Origin of the sequence: Pseudomonas sp. ATCC 13867 (genome assembly GCF_000349845.1) — a bacterium.
GTDB lineage: Bacteria > Pseudomonadota > Gammaproteobacteria > Pseudomonadales > Pseudomonadaceae > Pseudomonas.
The window spans coordinates 3,145,962-3,163,383 of sequence record NC_020829.1 but is presented as its reverse complement, the minus strand read 5'-3'; the positions used below and the strand labels follow the sequence as shown (position 1 = coordinate 3,163,383).

The 17,422-nt window shown below is 62.3% G+C and carries 15 protein-coding genes; 13 read left to right on the top strand and 2 right to left on the bottom strand.

Translation table 11 applies throughout. The features are described from left to right. Positions 1-28 precede the first annotated feature (28 nt). Positions 29-370, bottom strand: coding sequence for a DMT family protein (locus tag H681_RS14020; RefSeq protein WP_015477527.1), 342 nt, complete (start codon positions 368-370; stop codon positions 29-31). Between the two features lie 175 nt (positions 371-545). On the opposite strand from H681_RS14020, the gene H681_RS14015 reads away from it, so the two are divergent. Continuing rightward, positions 546-800, top strand: a complete 255-nt coding sequence (locus H681_RS14015) for a YkgJ family cysteine cluster protein (RefSeq protein ID WP_015477526.1) — start codon at positions 546-548, stop codon at positions 798-800. A 112-nt stretch (positions 801-912) separates the two neighbouring features. Further along, positions 913-1,518, top strand: coding sequence for an START domain-containing protein (locus H681_RS14010; RefSeq protein ID WP_086009563.1), 606 nt, complete (start codon positions 913-915; stop codon positions 1,516-1,518). Between the two features lie 155 nt (positions 1,519-1,673). On the opposite strand, the gene gltA is transcribed toward H681_RS14010, so the two are convergent. Next, the gene (gene gltA / locus H681_RS14005; protein WP_015477524.1) at positions 1,674-2,957 is read right to left on the bottom strand and encodes a citrate synthase; all 1,284 of its coding nucleotides are present in this window, start codon (positions 2,955-2,957) and stop codon (positions 1,674-1,676) included. A 354-nt stretch (positions 2,958-3,311) separates the two neighbouring features. Between gltA and sdhC the strand changes: the two genes are divergently transcribed. From sdhC to H681_RS13950, 11 genes are all read left to right on the top strand, one after another. Then, positions 3,312-3,698 (top strand): succinate dehydrogenase, cytochrome b556 subunit, encoded by a 387-nt coding sequence (gene sdhC / locus H681_RS14000; RefSeq protein WP_162140831.1) that lies wholly within the window; start codon positions 3,312-3,314, stop codon positions 3,696-3,698. Next, positions 3,692-4,060: a succinate dehydrogenase, hydrophobic membrane anchor protein gene (gene sdhD, locus H681_RS13995; RefSeq protein WP_015477522.1), complete on the top strand. Its 369-nt coding sequence runs from the start codon at positions 3,692-3,694 to the stop codon at positions 4,058-4,060. Before sdhC ends, sdhD begins: the two co-directional genes overlap by 7 nt. Positions 4,061-4,063: 3 nt before the next feature. Then, on the top strand, positions 4,064-5,836 hold the full coding sequence (gene sdhA / locus H681_RS13990) for a succinate dehydrogenase flavoprotein subunit (RefSeq protein WP_015477521.1): 1,773 nt from the start codon (positions 4,064-4,066) through the stop codon (positions 5,834-5,836). An 11-nt stretch (positions 5,837-5,847) separates the two neighbouring features. Beyond that, complete coding sequence (locus tag H681_RS13985; RefSeq protein ID WP_015477520.1) at positions 5,848-6,555, top strand: succinate dehydrogenase iron-sulfur subunit; 708 nt, start codon at positions 5,848-5,850, stop codon at positions 6,553-6,555. Between the two features lie 250 nt (positions 6,556-6,805). Continuing rightward, complete coding sequence (locus H681_RS13980; protein WP_015477519.1) at positions 6,806-9,637, top strand: 2-oxoglutarate dehydrogenase E1 component; 2,832 nt, start codon at positions 6,806-6,808, stop codon at positions 9,635-9,637. Between the two features lie 42 nt (positions 9,638-9,679). Continuing rightward, positions 9,680-10,909: a 2-oxoglutarate dehydrogenase complex dihydrolipoyllysine-residue succinyltransferase gene (gene odhB / locus H681_RS13975; protein WP_015477518.1), complete on the top strand. Its 1,230-nt coding sequence runs from the start codon at positions 9,680-9,682 to the stop codon at positions 10,907-10,909. Between the two features lie 81 nt (positions 10,910-10,990). Continuing rightward, positions 10,991-12,427 (top strand): dihydrolipoyl dehydrogenase, encoded by a 1,437-nt coding sequence (lpdA, locus tag H681_RS13970; protein ID WP_015477517.1) that lies wholly within the window; start codon positions 10,991-10,993, stop codon positions 12,425-12,427. 158 nt (positions 12,428-12,585) lie between these two features. Next, positions 12,586-13,752, top strand: a complete 1,167-nt coding sequence (gene sucC, locus H681_RS13965) for an ADP-forming succinate--CoA ligase subunit beta (RefSeq protein ID WP_015477516.1) — start codon at positions 12,586-12,588, stop codon at positions 13,750-13,752. Further along, a complete protein-coding gene (sucD, locus tag H681_RS13960) occupies positions 13,752-14,633 on the top strand; it encodes a succinate--CoA ligase subunit alpha (protein WP_015477515.1) in 882 nt (293 codons plus the stop codon). The genes sucC and sucD overlap by 1 nt, the downstream gene beginning before the upstream one ends. A gap of 482 nt (positions 14,634-15,115) precedes the next feature. Next, positions 15,116-16,429: a branched-chain amino acid transport system II carrier protein gene (gene brnQ, locus H681_RS13955; RefSeq protein ID WP_015477514.1), complete on the top strand. Its 1,314-nt coding sequence runs from the start codon at positions 15,116-15,118 to the stop codon at positions 16,427-16,429. 222 nt (positions 16,430-16,651) lie between these two features. Continuing rightward, positions 16,652-17,407: a DUF599 domain-containing protein gene (locus H681_RS13950; RefSeq protein WP_015477513.1), complete on the top strand. Its 756-nt coding sequence runs from the start codon at positions 16,652-16,654 to the stop codon at positions 17,405-17,407. Positions 17,408-17,422 lie beyond the last annotated feature (15 nt).

Below are 17,422 nucleotides of genomic sequence, written 5' to 3'. Positions count from 1 at the left end.
CCCCGTGGCTGGAGGCACCCGTGCGGCCTCAGGCGCGGAAGATGAAGTACACCGCGCCAAGCAGGCACAGCCCGGCCCACAGGTAGTCGAGTTTCAAGGGCTGCTGCATGAAGTACACGCTGAACGGAACGAACACCGCCAGGGTGATCACCTCCTGCATGATCTTCAGTTGCCCGACCGACAGCACGGTGTAGCCGATGCGGTTGGCGGGTACCTGTAACAGGTACTCGAACAGGGCGATCCCCCAGCTGACCAGCGCCGCGACGATCCACGGCTTGGTGTTGAGCGTCTTCAGATGGCCGTACCAGGCGAAGGTCATGAACAGGTTGGAAAGCACCAGGAGAAAGGCGGTTTGCAGCCAGGCCGGCATGGGGAGGAGCTCCATCGGAGGGGGTGCGAAGCCTAATGGAAGCGCGGCGGGACAGAAAGGGGCGCCAGTTGGCGGTTATGCCCACTGATCCGGCCGGCTTGGCGGCAAGCGCGGCGGGCTATATCCTCGGCGCCCGATTTCCACCCGCCTTCCCGTCCGAGCGAGAGTCCCACCAATGCAGTGCCGTATCGGCTGTGGCGCCTGCTGCATCGCGCCGTCGATTTCCTCGCCCATTCCCGGCATGCCTGATGGCAAGCCGGCCGGTGTACGCTGCGTGCAGCTGGACGAGCGCAACCTCTGCCGGCTGTTCGGGGATGCGCGGCGGCCGGCCGTCTGCGCCGCCTTCGAGGCCGATCCCGAGGCTTGCGGCCAGAGCAACGAGCAGGCGCTGCTCATCCTCACCGAATGGGAGCGGATCACCGCTGCCTGAGTGACTTGGAAGTCACGATTTCAGGGGCCATACTGACGTTCGTTCCGCTCAAGACCGCGGATTACGAAGGGCGCTCGCGCCCGACAAACCAAGAATAAAGTGAGGTAAGACGATGCGTGGTGTAGTGCGTATGACCTTGTTGGCCACCGCCGTGATGGGGCTGACCGGGACCGCGATGGCGGAAGACTGGCAGCTGGCGAAGGACGAGGATGGCATCAAGGTCTATCTGAGCAGTGTGCCGGGCTCCAAGTACAAGGCCTACCGTGGCGTCGTCGATATCAAGGCCGACGTGGCGACCATCAATGCCCTGCAGGAAGACGTCAAGGGTTCCTGCAAATGGATCCACGCCTGCGGCGAGATGCGCCTGCTCAAGAGCGAAGGCGTCGATTCCTGGACCTACTCGAAGATCGACATGCCCTGGCCGGTGACCGGTCGCGACGTGGTGATCCACGTCACCACCGAGAAGGCCGCCGATGGCAGCCTGATCCGTCATATGAAGGCCGAGCCGAGCTATATCCCGGAAGAGAAGGGCGAAATCCGCGTGCCGAAGCTGATCGGCGAATGGAAGCTGGTTCCCAAGGGCGCCGGCGTGACCGAAGTGACCTACCAGGTACAGACCGAGCCGGGTGGCAGCATTCCGTCCTGGCTGGCCAACAGCTTCGTGGTCGATGCGCCGATGAACACCCTGAAGGGCCTGCGCAGCGCTGCCGAGAAGTAACTGGCGCTGTTGTTCCGCTGTATGAAAAAGCCGCCTACGGGCGGCTTTTTCGTTCCTGTCGTAGCGCGTCGGTGAGGTTCTCCTACGGAATGGCGGAGCCCCGCGCAAATAAAAAGGGCCGCCCGAAGGCGGCCTTTTCTCGTGCGCCGTAGTGCTTAGCGGGCCTTGAGGGACACGAAGTCGCGCTGGGCGCTGCCGGTGTACAGCTGGCGCGGACGGCCGATCTTGTACGGACCGGAGAGCATTTCCTGCCAGTGCGAGATCCAGCCCACGGTGCGCGCAAGGGCGAAGATCACGGTGAACATGCTGGTCGGAATGCCGATGGCCTTCAGGATGATGCCGGAGTAGAAGTCCACGTTCGGGTAGAGGTTGCGCTCCACGAAGTAGGGGTCGTGGCGGGCGATTTCTTCCAGCTTCATGGCCAGTTCCAGTTGCGGGTCGTTGATGCCCAGCTCCTGGAGAACCTCGTCGCAGGTCTGCTTCATGACCTTGGCGCGCGGGTCGAAGTTCTTGTACACGCGGTGGCCGAAGCCCATCAGCTTGAACGGATCGTTCTTGTCCTTGGCCTTGGCCACGAACTTCTCGATGTTCGATACGTCACCGATTTCGTCCAGCATGCGCAGTACGGCTTCGTTCGCACCGCCGTGGGCCGGGCCCCACAGGGCGGCGATGCCCGAGGCGATACAGGCGAACGGGTTGGCGCCCGAGGAACCCGCCAGGCGCACGGTGGAGGTGGAAGCGTTCTGCTCGTGGTCGGCGTGCAGGATGAAGATGCGGTCCATCGCCTTGGCCAGCACGGGGCTGATCGGCTTGGTCTCGCAGGGGGTGTTGAACATCATATGCAGGAAGTTTTCTGCATAGTTCAGGTCGTTGCGCGGATACATCATCGGCTCGCCCTTGGAGTACTTGTACACCATGGCAGCGATGGTCGGCATCTTGGCGATCAGGCGATGCGCCGAGACTTCCCGGTGCTTCGGATTATTGATGTCCAGGGAGTCGTGATAGAAGGCGGAGAGGGCACCGATCACGCCGCACATCACGGCCATCGGGTGCGCATCACGGCGGAAGCCGTTGAAGAAGGTCTTCAGTTGCTCGTGAACCATCGTGTGGTTCTTGATGGTGCCGACGAACTTTTCCTTCTGCTCGGCAGTCGGAAGTTCACCATTGAGCAGCAGGTAGCAGGTTTCCAGGTAGTCGGACTTCTCGGCGAGCTGTTCGATCGGGTAACCGCGATGAAGCAGTACACCCTTGTCACCGTCGATGTAGGTGATCTTCGACTCGCAGGAGGCGGTGGACATGAAGCCGGGGTCGAACGTGAAATGACCCGTGGAGGTCAGGCCCCGCACGTCGACGACATCGGGACCCAGCGTGCCGGAGAGGACAGGCAGTTCGACGGGGGCAGCGCCCTCGATGATCAACTGCGCTTTTTTGTCAGCCATGATGGCCTCCTATTTATGCTTGAAATCATCTGTACGACCCCCCACGCAGGGCCCGCACCACTATAGAGAGATAAATCCGAATGTCAATTTGCACAATCGGACATGATCGGCTCCTCCAAGCCTCTGTTTTGCCGGAAAAATTTGCCTGTTTACGCCTTTTCGGGGGGTGCGGCAATTAGTCCTTAGGTGAAGGTCTTTCCGTTGTCATTAGGGGCCTAACTGTCTATACTCGGCGACCAGCCGCCAAGGGCCGTCCGGCCTCGCTTGATTGGTGGTTGTCACTCCCGAAGGTGATGGGTACCTGACAAGTGCACCTCCCGACAACTAGCCCTGATCCATAAAAGGGCTCTCAGTGTGAAAAAAGCCGTGAATAGCAAACGACCCGTAAACCTAGACCTAAGGACCATCCAACTCCCTATCACTGCTTACACGTCGATTCTCCACCGTATCTCTGGCGTCATTCTGTTCGTGGGCATCGCAGTGCTGCTGTTCGCACTGGATCGTTCCCTCGCTTCGGAAGAAAGCTTCGAGCAGGTGAAGGCGTGTCTGGCCAATCCGTTGGTCAAGCTTGTGATCTGGGGCCTGCTGTCTGCGCTGCTGTACCACCTGGTAGCCGGTATTCGTCACCTCATCATGGATGCAGGTATTGGCGAAACACTGGAAGGCGGTAAGCGTGGTTCGAAAATCGTCATCGCTGTCGCAGTGGTGCTGATCGTTCTGGCGGGGGTATGGGTATGGTAACTAACGTCACTAACTTGTCGCGTTCGGGTCTCTACGACTGGATGGTCCAGCGCGTCTCCGCGGTCGTTCTCGCGGCTTATGTCCTCTTCCTGCTGGGCTTCCTGATTGCGCACCCGGGTATTTCCTACACCGAGTGGCATGGTCTGTTCTCCCACAGCCTGATGAAGATCTTCAGCCTGTTGACGCTGGTTTCCCTGAGCGTGCACGCATGGGTCGGTATGTGGACTATCACGACCGACTACCTGACTCCGATGGCGCTGGGCAAGTCCGCGACCGTCGTGCGTTTCCTCGTCCAGGCGGTATGCGGCATGGCCATGTTCGCATTCTTCGTCTGGGGTGTGCAGATTCTCTGGGGTAACTGATCCATGGCTAGCATTCGCTCTCTTTCTTTCGACGCCATCATCGTTGGTGGCGGCGGCGCCGGCATGCGCGCTGCGCTGCAACTGGCCCAGGGCGGTCACAAGACTGCCGTGGTGACCAAGGTCTTCCCGACCCGTTCGCACACCGTATCCGCCCAGGGCGGCATCACCTGCGCCATCGCTTCGGCCGACCCGAACGACGATTGGCGCTGGCACATGTACGACACCGTCAAGGGCTCCGACTACATCGGTGACCAGGACGCGATCGAATACATGTGTTCCGTCGGCCCGGAAGCCGTGTTCGAACTGGAACACATGGGCCTGCCGTTCTCCCGTACCGAGCAGGGCCGCATCTACCAGCGTCCGTTCGGTGGTCAGTCCAAGGACTTCGGCAAGGGTGGCCAGGCTGCCCGTACCTGCGCCGCGGCCGACCGTACCGGTCACGCCCTGCTGCACACCCTCTATCAGGCCAACCTGAAGAACGGTACTTCCTTCCTTAATGAGTGGTACGCCGTTGACCTGGTGAAGAACCAGGATGGTCATGTGGTTGGCGTCATCGCCATCGACATCGAGACCGGCGACACCGTTTACATCCGCTCCAAGGCCGTGGTCCTGGCCACTGGCGGTGCCGGCCGTATCTACGCCTCCACCACCAACGCCCTGATCAACACCGGTGACGGCATCGGTATGGCCCTGCGCGCTGGCGTGCCGGTGCAGGACATCGAGATGTGGCAGTTCCACCCGACCGGCATCGCCGGCGCCGGTGTACTGGTTACCGAAGGTTGCCGCGGTGAAGGTGGCTACCTGATCAACGCTCACGGCGAGCGTTTCATGGAGCGTTACGCTCCGAACGCGAAAGACCTGGCTGGCCGCGACGTGGTTGCCCGCTCCATGGTTAAAGAAGTGATCGCCGGCAACGGCGTGGGCCCGAACAAGGACCACGTACTGCTGAAGCTCGACCACCTCGGTGAAGAAGTTCTGCACAGCCGCCTGCCCGGCATCTGCGAACTGTCCAAGACCTTCGCCCACGTCGATCCGGTCGTCGCTCCGATCCCGGTCATCCCGACCTGCCACTACATGATGGGCGGCGTCGCCACCAACATTCATGGCCAGGCCCTGACCACCGATGCCAACGGCAACGAGCAGATCATCGAAGGTCTGTTCGCCGTAGGCGAAGTAGCTTGCGTATCGGTACACGGCGCCAACCGCCTGGGCGGCAACTCGCTGCTCGACCTGGTTGTGTTCGGTCGTGCCACCGGTCTGCACCTGGAGAAGGCGCTCAAGGATGGTATCGAGCACCGCCAGGCTTCCGAATCCGACCTGGAATCCGCTTTCAAGCGCCTGAACGGCGTGAACGAGCGCACCAGCGGCGAAGAAGTCGCTCCGCTCAAGCGCGAGCTGCAATCCTGCATGCAGAACTACTTCGGTGTGTTCCGTACCGGCGAGTACATGCAGAAAGGTATCGCTCAGCTGGCTGATCTGCGTGAGCGTATCGCCACCGTCAAGATCAACGACAAGAGCCAGGCATTCAACACGGCGCGTATCGAAGCGCTGGAACTGCAGAACCTCCTCGAAGTGGCCGAAGCCACTGCGATTGCGGCAGAAGCCCGCAAAGAGTCCCGCGGCGCGCATGCCCGTGAAGACTTCGAGGAGCGCGATGACGAGAACTGGCTGTGCCACACCCTGTACTTCCCGGGTGAGAAGCGTGTAGCCAAGCGTGCCGTCAACTTCGCGCCGAAAACTGTTCCGGCATTCGAACCCAAGGTTCGTACTTACTAAGGGTGCCCGCCATGTTGCAAGTGAGTGTTTACCGCTACAACCCTGAGAAGGACGCTGCGCCCTACATGCAGGACTTCCAGGTCAATACCGACGGCAAGGACATCATGGTCCTGGACGTGCTGGCGCTGATCAAGGAACAGGACGAGGGTTTCTCCTACCGTCGCTCCTGCCGTGAAGGCGTGTGCGGTTCCGACGGTATGAACATCAACGGCAAGAACGGCCTGGCCTGCATCACCCCCCTGTCGGCCGCTGGCCTGAAGGGTGGCAAGCTGGTCCTGCGTCCGCTGCCGGGCCTGCCGGTCATCCGTGACCTGGTCGTCGATATGCGCATCTTCTATAGGCAGTACGAGAGCGTGAAGCCGTTCCTGCAGAACAAATATGCAGCCCCGGCCATCGAACGTCTGCAAAGCCCGGAAGAGCGCGAGAAGCTGGACGGTCTGTACGAGTGCATCCTGTGCGCCTGCTGCTCGACCTCCTGCCCGTCGTTCTGGTGGAATCCCGACAAGTTCCTGGGCCCCGCCGCGCTGCTGCAAGCCTATCGTTTCCTGGCCGACAGCCGTGACACCGAAACTCAGGCGCGCCTGGCGAGCCTGGATGACCCGTTCAGCGTCTTCCGCTGCCGCGGGATCATGAACTGCGTGAACGTCTGCCCGAAGGGTCTGAACCCCACCAAGGCAATCGGTCACATCCGTAACATGCTGCTGCAGAGCGGCACTTGATCCGAGGGCCTCGCGCCCAAAGATCATTGCAAGAGCGACACCTGTACCGCCGGAACATTGTCCGGCGGTACAGTCCCTAGGACCCAAGCCCACAAAGCGGGGGTCCTGTTTTGAAAACGTATATATGACCAGCAGGGGCATCCGGGCTGGTACCCGGACTATCTGCGGGGATCGGTGGCTTGAAGTCGCTGTGTATGACTTCGCGCCAGAGATTCCACAGGTGGAGTCCCCTTACCGAGGGTGACCAAGCATGCACGAAAGCGTAATGCAGCGGATGTGGAACAGTGCCCATCTATCCGGTGGAAACGCTGCCTACGTCGAAGAGCTCTACGAGCTCTACCTGCACGACCCGAACGCTGTGCCAGAAGAGTGGCGCACGTACTTCCAGAAGCTCCCCGCCGACGGCAATCCTGCCCCCGACGTCTCGCATTCCTCTATCCGTGATCATTTCGTACTCCTGGCCAAGAACCAGCGCCGCGCCGCGCCTGTTTCCGCTGGCAGCGTAAGCACCGAGCACGAGAAGAAGCAGGTCGAAGTCCTGCGTCTGATCCTGGCATACCGTCTGCGTGGACATCAGGCAGCGTCGCTCGATCCGCTGGGTCTCTGGGTGCGTACCGCTCCCTCCGACCTGTCGCTCGAACACTACGGGCTCACTGCTGCAGACCTCGACACCACCTTCCGTACCGGTGAGCTCTACATCGGCAAGGAAGAAGCCCCCCTGCGTGAAATCCTCGATGCGCTGAAGCAGACCTACTGCAGCACCATCGGCGCCGAGTTCATGCACATCGTCGACTCCGAGCAGCGCCACTGGTTCGCCCAGCGCCTGGAAAGCGTGCGCGGCCGTCCGACATATTCCGCCGACGCCCGCTCTCACCTGCTCGAGCGCCTGACCGCTGCCGAAGGCCTGGAAAAGTACCTGGGCACCAAGTACCCGGGCACCAAGCGCTTCGGCCTGGAAGGCGGCGAGAGCCTGATCCCGATGATCGACGAGATCATCCAGCGCTCCGGCTCCTACGGCGTCAAGGAAATCGTCATCGGCATGGCCCACCGTGGCCGTCTGAACGTCCTGGTCAACACCCTGGGCAAGAACCCGCGCGACCTCTTCGACGAGTTCGAAGGCAAGAAACTGGTCGAACTGGGCTCGGGTGACGTGAAGTACCACCAGGGCTTCTCCTCCAACGTCATGACCACCGGCGGCGAAGTCCACCTGGCCCTGGCGTTCAACCCCTCGCACCTGGAAATCGTTTCCCCGGTGGTCGAGGGCTCGGTACGCGCTCGCCAGGACCGTCGCAAAGACGGCAGCGGCGACAAGGTCGTGCCGATTTCCATCCACGGCGATGCCGCCTTCGCGGGGCAGGGCGTGGTCATGGAAACCTTCCAGATGTCGCAGACCCGTGCTTACAAGACGGGCGGCACCATCCACATCGTGATCAACAACCAGGTCGGCTTCACCACCAGCCGTCAGGACGATGCTCGTTCCACCGAGTACGCGACCGACGTGGCGAAGATGATCCAGGCGCCGATCTTCCACGTGAACGGCGATGATCCGGAAGCGGTACTGTTCGTGACCCAGCTGGCCGTCGACTACCGCATGCAGTTCAAGCGTGACGTGGTCATCGACCTGGTCTGCTACCGCCGTCGCGGCCACAACGAGGCCGACGAGCCGAGCGGCACCCAGCCGCTGATGTACCAGCAGATCGCCAAGCAGCGCACCACCCGTGACCTGTATGCCGATGCGCTGATCGCAGCCGGCGTGCAGACCACCGAGCAGGCCCAGGAGAAAGTCGACGAGTATCGCGACGCCCTGGACAACGGCCTGCACGTGGTAAGAAGCCTGGTCAAGGAGCCCAACAAGGAGCTCTTCGTCGACTGGCGTCCCTACGTGGGCCATGCCTGGACCGCGCGTCACGACACCCGCTTCGACCTGAAGACCCTGCAGGAACTCTCCACCAAGCTGCTGGAGACTCCGGACGGCTTCGTCATGCAGCGTCAGGTGCAGAAGATCTACGAAGACCGCGCCAAGATGGCGGCCGGCGGCATGCCCATCAACTGGGGCTTCGCCGAGAACCTGGCCTACGCCACCCTGCTGTTCGAGGGCCATCCGGTGCGCATGACCGGTCAGGACGTCGGCCGCGGCACCTTCTCGCACCGCCACGCGGCGCTGCACAACCAGAAGGACGACTCGGTCTACATCCCGCTGGCTCACCTGTTCGACGGCCAGCCGCGCGTCAGCCTGTACGACTCCTACCTCTCGGAAGAAGCCGTACTGGCGTTCGAATACGGCTATGCCACCACCATGCCGAATGCGCTGGTGACCTGGGAAGCCCAGTTCGGTGACTTCGCCAACGGTGCGCAGGTCGTGATCGACCAGTTCATCACCAGCGGCGAGACCAAGTGGCAGCGCCTGTGCGGCCTGACCATGCTGCTGCCGCACGGCTACGAAGGTCAGGGCCCGGAGCACTCCTCCGCGCGTCTGGAGCGTTACCTGCAGCTGTGCGCCGAGCAGAACATCCAGGTCTGCGTGCCGACCACTCCGGCCCAGGTCTACCACATGCTGCGCCGTCAGGTGATCCGTCCGCTGCGCAAGCCGCTGATCGTGATGACACCGAAGTCGCTGCTGCGTCACAAGCTGGCCATCTCGACCCTGGAAGATCTGGCCAACGGCTCGTTCCAGACCGTGATCAACGAGATCGACAACCTGGATCCGAAAAAGGTCGACCGCATCGTGCTGTGCAGCGGCAAGGTGTACTACGACCTGCTGGAGAAGCGCCGCGCCGAAGGTCGCGACAACATCGCGATCGTTCGTCTCGAGCAGCTCTATCCGTTCCCGGAAGACGATCTGGCCGAGGTGCTGTCGCAGTACAAGAACCTCAAGCACATCGTCTGGTGCCAGGAAGAGCCGATGAACCAGGGTGCCTGGTTCTGCTCGCAGCACCACATGCGTCGTGTCATCGCCGCGCACAAGAAAGGTCTCAACCTGGAATACGCGGGCCGCGAAGGCTCGGCAGCTCCGGCTTGCGGCTACGCTTCGATGCACGCCGAGCAGCAGGAAAAACTGCTGCAGGACGCCTTCACCGTTTAACGCCAACGCGCAGTTGATACCGAATTTAAGGAAACACACATAATGGCTATCGAAATCAAAGCCCCAACCTTCCCGGAATCGGTTGCCGACGGCACAGTCGCAACCTGGCACAAGAAGGTCGGTGAAGCCGTCAAGCGTGACGAGTTGATCGTCGACATCGAAACCGACAAGGTCGTGATCGAAGTACTGGCCGAGGCCGACGGCGTCCTGGCCGAGATCGTCAAGAACGAAGGCGACACCGTTCTTTCCAACGAACTGCTGGGCAAGCTGAGCGAAGGCGGTGCTGCCGCTGCCGCTCCGGCTGCTGCAGCAGCTCCGGCTGCCGCTCCGGCCGCCGCTGCTCCGGCCGCCGCCGCTGGCGACGACAACATCCTCTCGCCGGCCGCCCGCAAGCTGGCCGAAGAGAACGGCATCGACCCGAACAGCCTGGCCGGCACCGGCAAGGGCGGTCGCGTGACCAAGGAAGACGTCGTCGCTGCCGTCGAAGCCAAGAAGAACGCCCCGGCTGCCGCTCCGGCCGCCAAGGCCGCTGCTCCGGCTGCCGAGGCCCCGGTCTTCGCCGCTGGCGATCGCGTCGAGAAGCGCGTACCGATGACCCGCCTGCGCGCCAAGGTTGCCGAGCGCCTGGTCGAGGCCCAGTCCTCGATGGCCATGCTGACGACTTTCAACGAAGTCAACATGAAGCCGATCATGGACCTGCGCAACAAGTACAAGGACCTGTTCGAGAAGAAGCACAACGGCGTTCGCCTGGGCTTCATGTCCTTCTTCGTCAAGGCCGCCACCGAAGCACTGAAGCGCTTCCCGGGCGTCAACGCCTCGATCGACGGCAACGACATCGTCTACCACGGCTACCAGGACATCGGTGTGGCAGTGTCCAGCGACCGCGGTCTGGTCGTACCGGTTCTGCGTAACGCCGAGTTCATGAGCCTGGCCGAGATCGAGAACGGCATCGCCACCTTCGGCAAGAAAGCCAAAGACGGCAAGCTGTCCATCGAAGACATGACCGGTGGTACTTTCACCATTTCCAACGGTGGCGTATTCGGTTCCCTGTTGTCGACTCCGATCATCAATCCGCCGCAGACCGCCATCCTCGGCATGCACAAGATCCAGGAACGCCCGATGGCCGTTAACGGCCAGGTGGTGATCCTGCCGATGATGTACCTGGCGCTGTCCTACGATCACCGGATGATCGATGGCAAGGAAGCGGTAAGCTTCCTGGTCACCATGAAGGACCTGCTGGAAGATCCGGCTCGCCTTCTGCTGGACGTCTGATACGTCAATTCACACGACGGCCCCGTACTACACGACGGCCCCGAAAGGGGCCGTCCGCTTCACCGGAATAAGGATTGAGACATGAGCCAGAAATTCGACGTGGTTGTGATTGGTGCCGGCCCCGGCGGTTACGTAGCCGCCATCCGTGCCGCCCAACTCGGCCTGAAGACCGCCTGCATCGAGAAGTACATCGGTAAAGAGGGCAAGGTCGCTCTCGGCGGTACCTGCCTGAACGTAGGCTGCATTCCGTCCAAGGCGCTGCTGGACAGCTCCTACAAGTACCACGAAGCCAAAGAGGCCTTCGCGGTCCACGGTATCGAAGCCAAGGGCGTCACCATCGACGTTCCTGCGATGGTTGCCCGCAAGGCCAACATCGTGAAGAACCTGACCGGCGGCATCGCCACCCTGTTCAAGGCCAACGGTGTGACCTCCTTCGAAGGCCACGGCAAGGTCCTGGCCAACAAGCAGGTCGAAGTGACCGGCCTGGACGGCAAGACCCAGGTTCTGGAAGCCGACAACATCATCATCGCTTCGGGCTCCAAACCGGTCGAAATCCCGCCGGCTCCGCTGACCGACGACATCATCGTCGACTCCACCGGTGCCCTGGAATTCCAGAGCGTACCGAAGAAGCTCGGCGTGATCGGTGCCGGCGTCATCGGTCTGGAACTGGGTTCGGTCTGGGCTCGCCTGGGCGCTGAAGTCACCGTCCTGGAAGCCCTGGACAAGTTCCTCCCGGCTGCCGACGAGCAGATCGCCAAGGAAGCCCTGAAGGTCCTGACCAAGCAAGGCCTGAACATCCGCCTGGGCGCTCGCGTGACTGGCACCGAGATCAAGAAGAAGCAGGTCACCGTGACCTTCACCGACGCCAACGGCGAGCAGAAGGAGACCTTCGACAAGCTGATCGTGGCCGTGGGCCGTCGCCCGGTGACCACCGACCTGCTGGCCGCTGACTCCGGCGTGACCCTGGACGAGCGTGGCTTCATCTTCGTCGACGACCACTGCAAGACCAGCGTTCCGGGCGTCTACGCCATCGGTGACGTGGTTCGCGGCGCCATGCTGGCGCACAAGGCCTCGGAAGAGGGCGTGATGGTTGCCGAGCGCATCGCCGGCCACAAGGCCCAGATGAACTACGACCTGATCCCGGCCGTGATCTACACCCACCCGGAAATCGCATGGGTTGGCAAGACCGAGCAGCAGCTCAAGGGTGAAGGCGTCGAAGTCAACGTCGGTACCTTCCCGTTCGCCGCCAGCGGCCGCGCCATGGCTGCCAACGACACCACCGGTCTGGTCAAGGTCATCGCCGATGCCAAGACCGACCGCGTACTGGGCGTCCACGTGATCGGCCCGAGCGCCGCCGAACTGGTGCAGCAGGGCGCGATCGGCATGGAATTCGGCACCAGCGCCGAAGACCTGGGCATGATGGTCTTCTCCCACCCGACTCTGTCCGAAGCGCTGCACGAAGCGGCCCTGGCAGTGAATGGCCACGCCATCCACATCGCCAACCGCAAGAAGCGCTAAGGAACGGGACCACGGCGGGGAGGGCGGCAGTCTTTTGCGAGGGGCTGCCCCCGCCCGCCGGATCGTTTCTCCCCCGAGGGGGACTCGGTCACAGGTGGCGTGGTGCCACGAGCGCCGCGCCGAATGCGCAATACCCAAGACGAAAACGGTAGACAAGCATGAATCTCCACGAATATCAGGGTAAGCAGCTGTTCGCTGAGTACGGCCTGCCCGTATCCAAGGGCTTCGCCGTCGACACACCCGAAGAGGCCGCAGAAGCCTGTGAAAAGATCGGTGGTACCGAGTGGGTCGTTAAGGCCCAGGTACACGCTGGTGGCCGCGGCAAAGCGGGCGGTGTGAAGCTGGTCAAGAGCAAAGAGGACGCCAAGGCGTTCGCCGCCAACTGGCTGGGCAAGCGTCTGGTGACTTACCAGACTGACGCCAATGGCCAGCCGGTCAGCAAGATCCTGGTGGAATCCTGCACCGACATCGACAAGGAGCTGTACCTCGGCGCCGTTGTCGACCGTTCCAGCCGTCGCATCGTCTTCATGGCCTCCACCGAAGGTGGCGTGGACATCGAGAAAGTGGCGCACGAAACCCCTGAGAAGATCCTCAAGGCCACCATCGATCCGCTGGTTGGCGCTCAGCCCTACCAGGGTCGCGAGCTGGCCTTCCAGCTGGGCCTCAAAGGCGACCAGATCAAGCAGTTCACCCACATCTTCGTTGGCCTGGCCAAGCTGTTCCAGGACTACGACCTGGCGCTGCTGGAAGTGAACCCGCTGGTGATCAAGAAAGACGGCAACCTGCACTGCCTGGACGCCAAGATCAACATCGACTCCAACGCCATGTACCGTCAGCCCAAGCTGCGCGCCATGCACGACCCGTCCCAGGACGACGCTCGTGAAGCCCATGCGCAGAAGTGGGAACTGAACTACGTCGCGCTGGAAGGCAACATCGGCTGCATGGTCAACGGCGCTGGCCTGGCCATGGGCACCATGGACATCGTCAACCTGCACGGCGGCAAGCCGGCCAACTTCCTCGACGTTGGCGGCGGTGCCACCAAAGAGCGCGTGACCGAAGCGTTCAAGATCATCCTGTCCGACAGCAACGTCGCTGCCGTTCTGGTGAACATCTTCGGCGGCATCGTTCGCTGCGACATGATTGCCGAAGGCATCATCGGCGCCGTGAAAGAAGTCGGCGTGAAAATCCCGGTTGTCGTTCGTCTGGAAGGCAACAACGCCGACCTCGGCGCCAAGGTCCTGGCCGAGAGCGGTCTGAACATCATCGCGGCGACCAGCCTGACCGACGCTGCCCAGCAAGTCGTCAAGGCCGCGGAGGGTAAGTAATGAGCGTCCTGATCAATAAAGACACCAAAGTCATCTGCCAGGGCTTCACCGGCTCGCAGGGTACCTTCCACTCCGAACAGGCCATCGCCTACGGCACCAAGATGGTTGGCGGCGTGACCCCCGGCAAGGGCGGCACCACCCACCTGGGCCTGCCGGTGTTCAACACCGTCAAGGAAGCCGTGGAAGCCACTGGCGCTGATGCGTCGGTCATCTACGTTCCGGCTCCGTTCTGCAAGGACTCGATCCTGGAAGCGGCCTTCGGCGGCATCAAGCTGATCGTCTGCATCACCGAAGGCATCCCGACCATCGACATGCTGGAAGCCAAGGTCAAGTGCGACGAGCTGGGCGTACGCCTGATCGGCCCGAACTGCCCGGGCGTGATCACTCCCGGCGAGTGCAAGATCGGCATCATGCCCGGTCACATCCACCTGCCGGGCAAGGTCGGCATCGTGTCGCGTTCCGGCACCCTGACCTACGAAGCCGTGAAGCAGACCACCGACGCCGGCTTCGGCCAGTCCACCTGCGTGGGCATCGGCGGCGACCCGATCCCGGGCTCCAACTTCATCGATATCCTGAAGCTGTTCCAGGAAGATCCGAAGACCGAAGCCATCGTCATGATCGGCGAGATCGGCGGTTCCGCTGAAGAAGAAGCCGCGGCCTACATCAAGGCCAACGTCACCAAGCCGGTGGTTTCCTACATCGCCGGTGTGACCGCCCCTCCGGGCAAGCGCATGGGCCACGCTGGCGCCATCATCTCCGGCGGCAAGGGCACTGCGGACGAGAAATTCGCCGCGCTGCAGGACGCCGGTGTGAAGACCGTGCGTTCCCTGGCTGACATCGGCAAGGCCCTGGCCGAGCTGACCGGCTGGACGGTCAAGTAAGCGCCTCGCTTATTTAACCGTTCGTCAACAGAGGCCACCTTCGGGTGGCCTCTGTCGTTGCGGCGCCGTCTCAAAACTGTCGCTCAGGCGACATGGCCGATCATCACGCGGACGATCTGACGTATGTCAGTGCAGTTCATCGGAATAGATCGTTAGGCTAACAACTATATGAAGCGTCGCGTTCCCCACAAGGGAAAGCTCGCTCACCGTCAATTCCTATCCGGAAGCGACGGCGATTCCTGACCGTCAAGGATGGCGGGATAACCAGAATGCAGGAGCAACCGGGCCACGAGCCCACGGAAAACCTCTGCTATCGGACTTCCAAGAACAAATCACCGTACCGATGACAGCAGCATCACAGGATGCCCAGGCTTGCCCAGAGTGAGTCGGCCAATCCCGTCCGATGCGGCTTTGTCACGTCCGTACGGTCGATCTGCCTTGGGAGACCATGAAACCGTTTCAGCACTGTGGTATTCCCCTTCATGAACGTCTTGAAAGGCCAGGACATCCTGGCATTGGGTTTTATGACCTTCGCGCTGTTCGTCGGCGCGGGCAACATCATCTTCCCGCCCATCGTCGGTCTGCAGTCCGGGCCGCACGTATGGATGGCGGCGCTGGGCTTCCTGATCACCGCAGTCGGCCTGCCGGTGATTACCGTCGTCGCGCTGGCCAAGGTCGGCGGGGCGATGGACACCCTGAGCCACCCGATCGGTCGAGTCGCCGGTGGACTGCTGGCGGCCGTCTGCTACCTGTCGGTCGGGCCGCTGTTCGCCACTCCGCGTACCGCTACCGTGTCCTTCGAGGTCGGCCTGGCGCCGCTGACCGGGGAGGGCGCGCTGCCGCTGTTCCTCTACAGCCTGGTGTACTTCTCGGTGGTACTGGTGATCTCGCTGTATCCGGGCAAACTGCTCGATACCGTTGGCCGCTTCCTCGCACCGCTGAAGATCATCGCCCTGGCCGCACTGGGCATCGCCGCCTTCATGCTGCCCGCCGGCCCCATCGGCGTCGCTGAGCCGGCCTACCAGACCGCCGCGTTCTCCCAGGGCTTCGTCAATGGCTACCTGACGATGGACACCCTTGGCGCGCTGGTCTTCGGCATCGTTATCGTCAACGCGATCCGCTCCCGTGGCGTGCAGTCGCCGCGCCTGATCACCCGCTACGCCATCATCGCCGGCCTGATCGCCGGTGTCGGTCTGGCGCTGGTGTACATCAGCCTGTTCCGCCTGGGTGCCGGCAGCCATGACATCGCCGCCGGTGCCGCCAACGGCGCCGCCGTCCTGCATGCCTACGTGCAGCACACCTTCGGCTCGCTGGGCAGCACCTTCCTCGCCGTACTGATCGCGCTGGCCTGCCTGGTCACCGCCGTGGGCCTGACTTGCGCCTGCGCCGAGTACTTCTGCCGTATCGTGCCGCTGTCGTACCGCAGCCTGGTGATCATCCTGGCCAGCTTCTCGCTGCTGGTGTCGAACCTGGGCCTGACCAAGCTCATCCAGTTCTCCATCCCGGTGCTGACCGCCATCTACCCGCCGTGCATCGTGCTGGTGGCGCTGAGCTTCTGCGCCAGCCTGTGGCGTTCGCAGACCCGCATCGTCGCCCCGGTGATGGTGGTGTCCTTCGTCTTCGGCATCATCGACGCCCTCAAGGGCGCCAAGCTCGATGCCTGGATGCCGGCCTGGATGCAGCACCTGCCGCTGGCCGAACAGGGCCTTGCCTGGCTGATCCCCTCGGTGGCCATGCTGGCCGTGATGGTGGTGATCGACCGCCTGCTGGGCAAACCCCAGGAAGCGATGGCCTGACGCCAGACCTGCCAGCGAAAAAGGCCGCCCACAAGGCGGCCTTTTTATGTCTTTGTGGGAGCGAGCTTGCTCGCGAACCGCCGGGCAGTTTTGTATCCGCCATGAAAGCGTTCGCGAGCGGGCCCGCTCCTACAGGCAGGTGGGGCGGCGAGCCGTGTCTTTCCCTGCATATCTGGCGTCTATCTGCCGCGTATTCCTTCAACACTTCGCGCAAGGACAAGCATGACCGACGTCGTCGACCTGTTCGATATCCAGTACCTGTGGAACCTGTTCGCCATTCTCTGGTTCCTCGTCTGCTGGCTCGGCTATACCCGTTATGCCAAAACCAAGGCCCGCGACACTGCCTGCCTGGCCAGCGTGTTGCACCTTTACCGCCAGGACTGGATGCGCCGCCTGCTGCTGCGCGACAACCGTGTGGCCGATGCCAGCGTGATCGGCAATCTGGAGCGCAATGCTTCGTTCTTCGCGTCCAGCACCCTGATCATCCTGGCCGGCATCCTGACTTTGCTGGGTTCCGCCGAACGCACCATTTCGGTGCTGGCCGACCTGCCGTTCGTGACGTCGCCGACCCGTGGCCTGTCGGAGCTGAAATTGCTCTGCCTGGCAGTGGTCTTCGTGTATGCCTTCTTCACCTTCAGTTGGTGCATGCGGCAATACAATTTCGCGGCGGTGCTGGTGGCTTCTGCGCCGATGGTGGGGGAGCGCAGCGTGGGCGAGCAGGAACGCAAGTTGTTCGCCGAGCGTGCGGCGCGCGTGGTGTCGTTGGCGGCGCACCAGTTCAACCAGGGCCTGCGGACCTATTATTTCGGGTTGGCGATGCTCGCCTGGTTCATCAATCCGCTGATCTTCATGCTGGTGACCGCCGGTGTCGTGGGGGTGTTGTACCAGCGCGAGTTCCATTCCCGCGTGCTGCACGTGATGGTCTACACGCCAACGCCGCAGGCGGATGCGCCGCGCGAGGACGATATCCCAGCCTGATCGGGAGTCGGATGC

Excerpts from the sequence above, each read along its gene's own strand:
- H681_RS14020 (WP_015477527.1), bottom strand. The coding sequence starts at position 370 with ATGCCGGCCTGGCTGCAAACCGCCTTTCTCCTGGTGCTTTCCAACCTG.
- H681_RS14015 (WP_015477526.1), top strand. The coding sequence starts at position 546 with ATGCAGTGCCGTATCGGCTGTGGCGCCTGCTGCATCGCGCCGTCGATT.
- H681_RS14010 (WP_086009563.1), top strand. The coding sequence starts at position 913 with ATGCGTGGTGTAGTGCGTATGACCTTGTTGGCCACCGCCGTGATGGGG.
- gltA (WP_015477524.1), bottom strand. The coding sequence starts at position 2,957 with ATGGCTGACAAAAAAGCGCAGTTGATCATCGAGGGCGCTGCCCCCGTC.
- sdhD (WP_015477522.1), top strand. The coding sequence starts at position 3,692 with ATGGTAACTAACGTCACTAACTTGTCGCGTTCGGGTCTCTACGACTGG.
- sdhA (WP_015477521.1), top strand. The coding sequence starts at position 4,064 with ATGGCTAGCATTCGCTCTCTTTCTTTCGACGCCATCATCGTTGGTGGC.
- H681_RS13985 (WP_015477520.1), top strand. The coding sequence starts at position 5,848 with ATGTTGCAAGTGAGTGTTTACCGCTACAACCCTGAGAAGGACGCTGCG.
- H681_RS13980 (WP_015477519.1), top strand. The coding sequence starts at position 6,806 with ATGCACGAAAGCGTAATGCAGCGGATGTGGAACAGTGCCCATCTATCC.
- odhB (WP_015477518.1), top strand. The coding sequence starts at position 9,680 with ATGGCTATCGAAATCAAAGCCCCAACCTTCCCGGAATCGGTTGCCGAC.
- lpdA (WP_015477517.1), top strand. The coding sequence starts at position 10,991 with ATGAGCCAGAAATTCGACGTGGTTGTGATTGGTGCCGGCCCCGGCGGT.
- sucC (WP_015477516.1), top strand. The coding sequence starts at position 12,586 with ATGAATCTCCACGAATATCAGGGTAAGCAGCTGTTCGCTGAGTACGGC.
- sucD (WP_015477515.1), top strand. The coding sequence starts at position 13,752 with ATGAGCGTCCTGATCAATAAAGACACCAAAGTCATCTGCCAGGGCTTC.
- brnQ (WP_015477514.1), top strand. The coding sequence starts at position 15,116 with ATGAACGTCTTGAAAGGCCAGGACATCCTGGCATTGGGTTTTATGACC.
- H681_RS13950 (WP_015477513.1), top strand. The coding sequence starts at position 16,652 with ATGACCGACGTCGTCGACCTGTTCGATATCCAGTACCTGTGGAACCTG.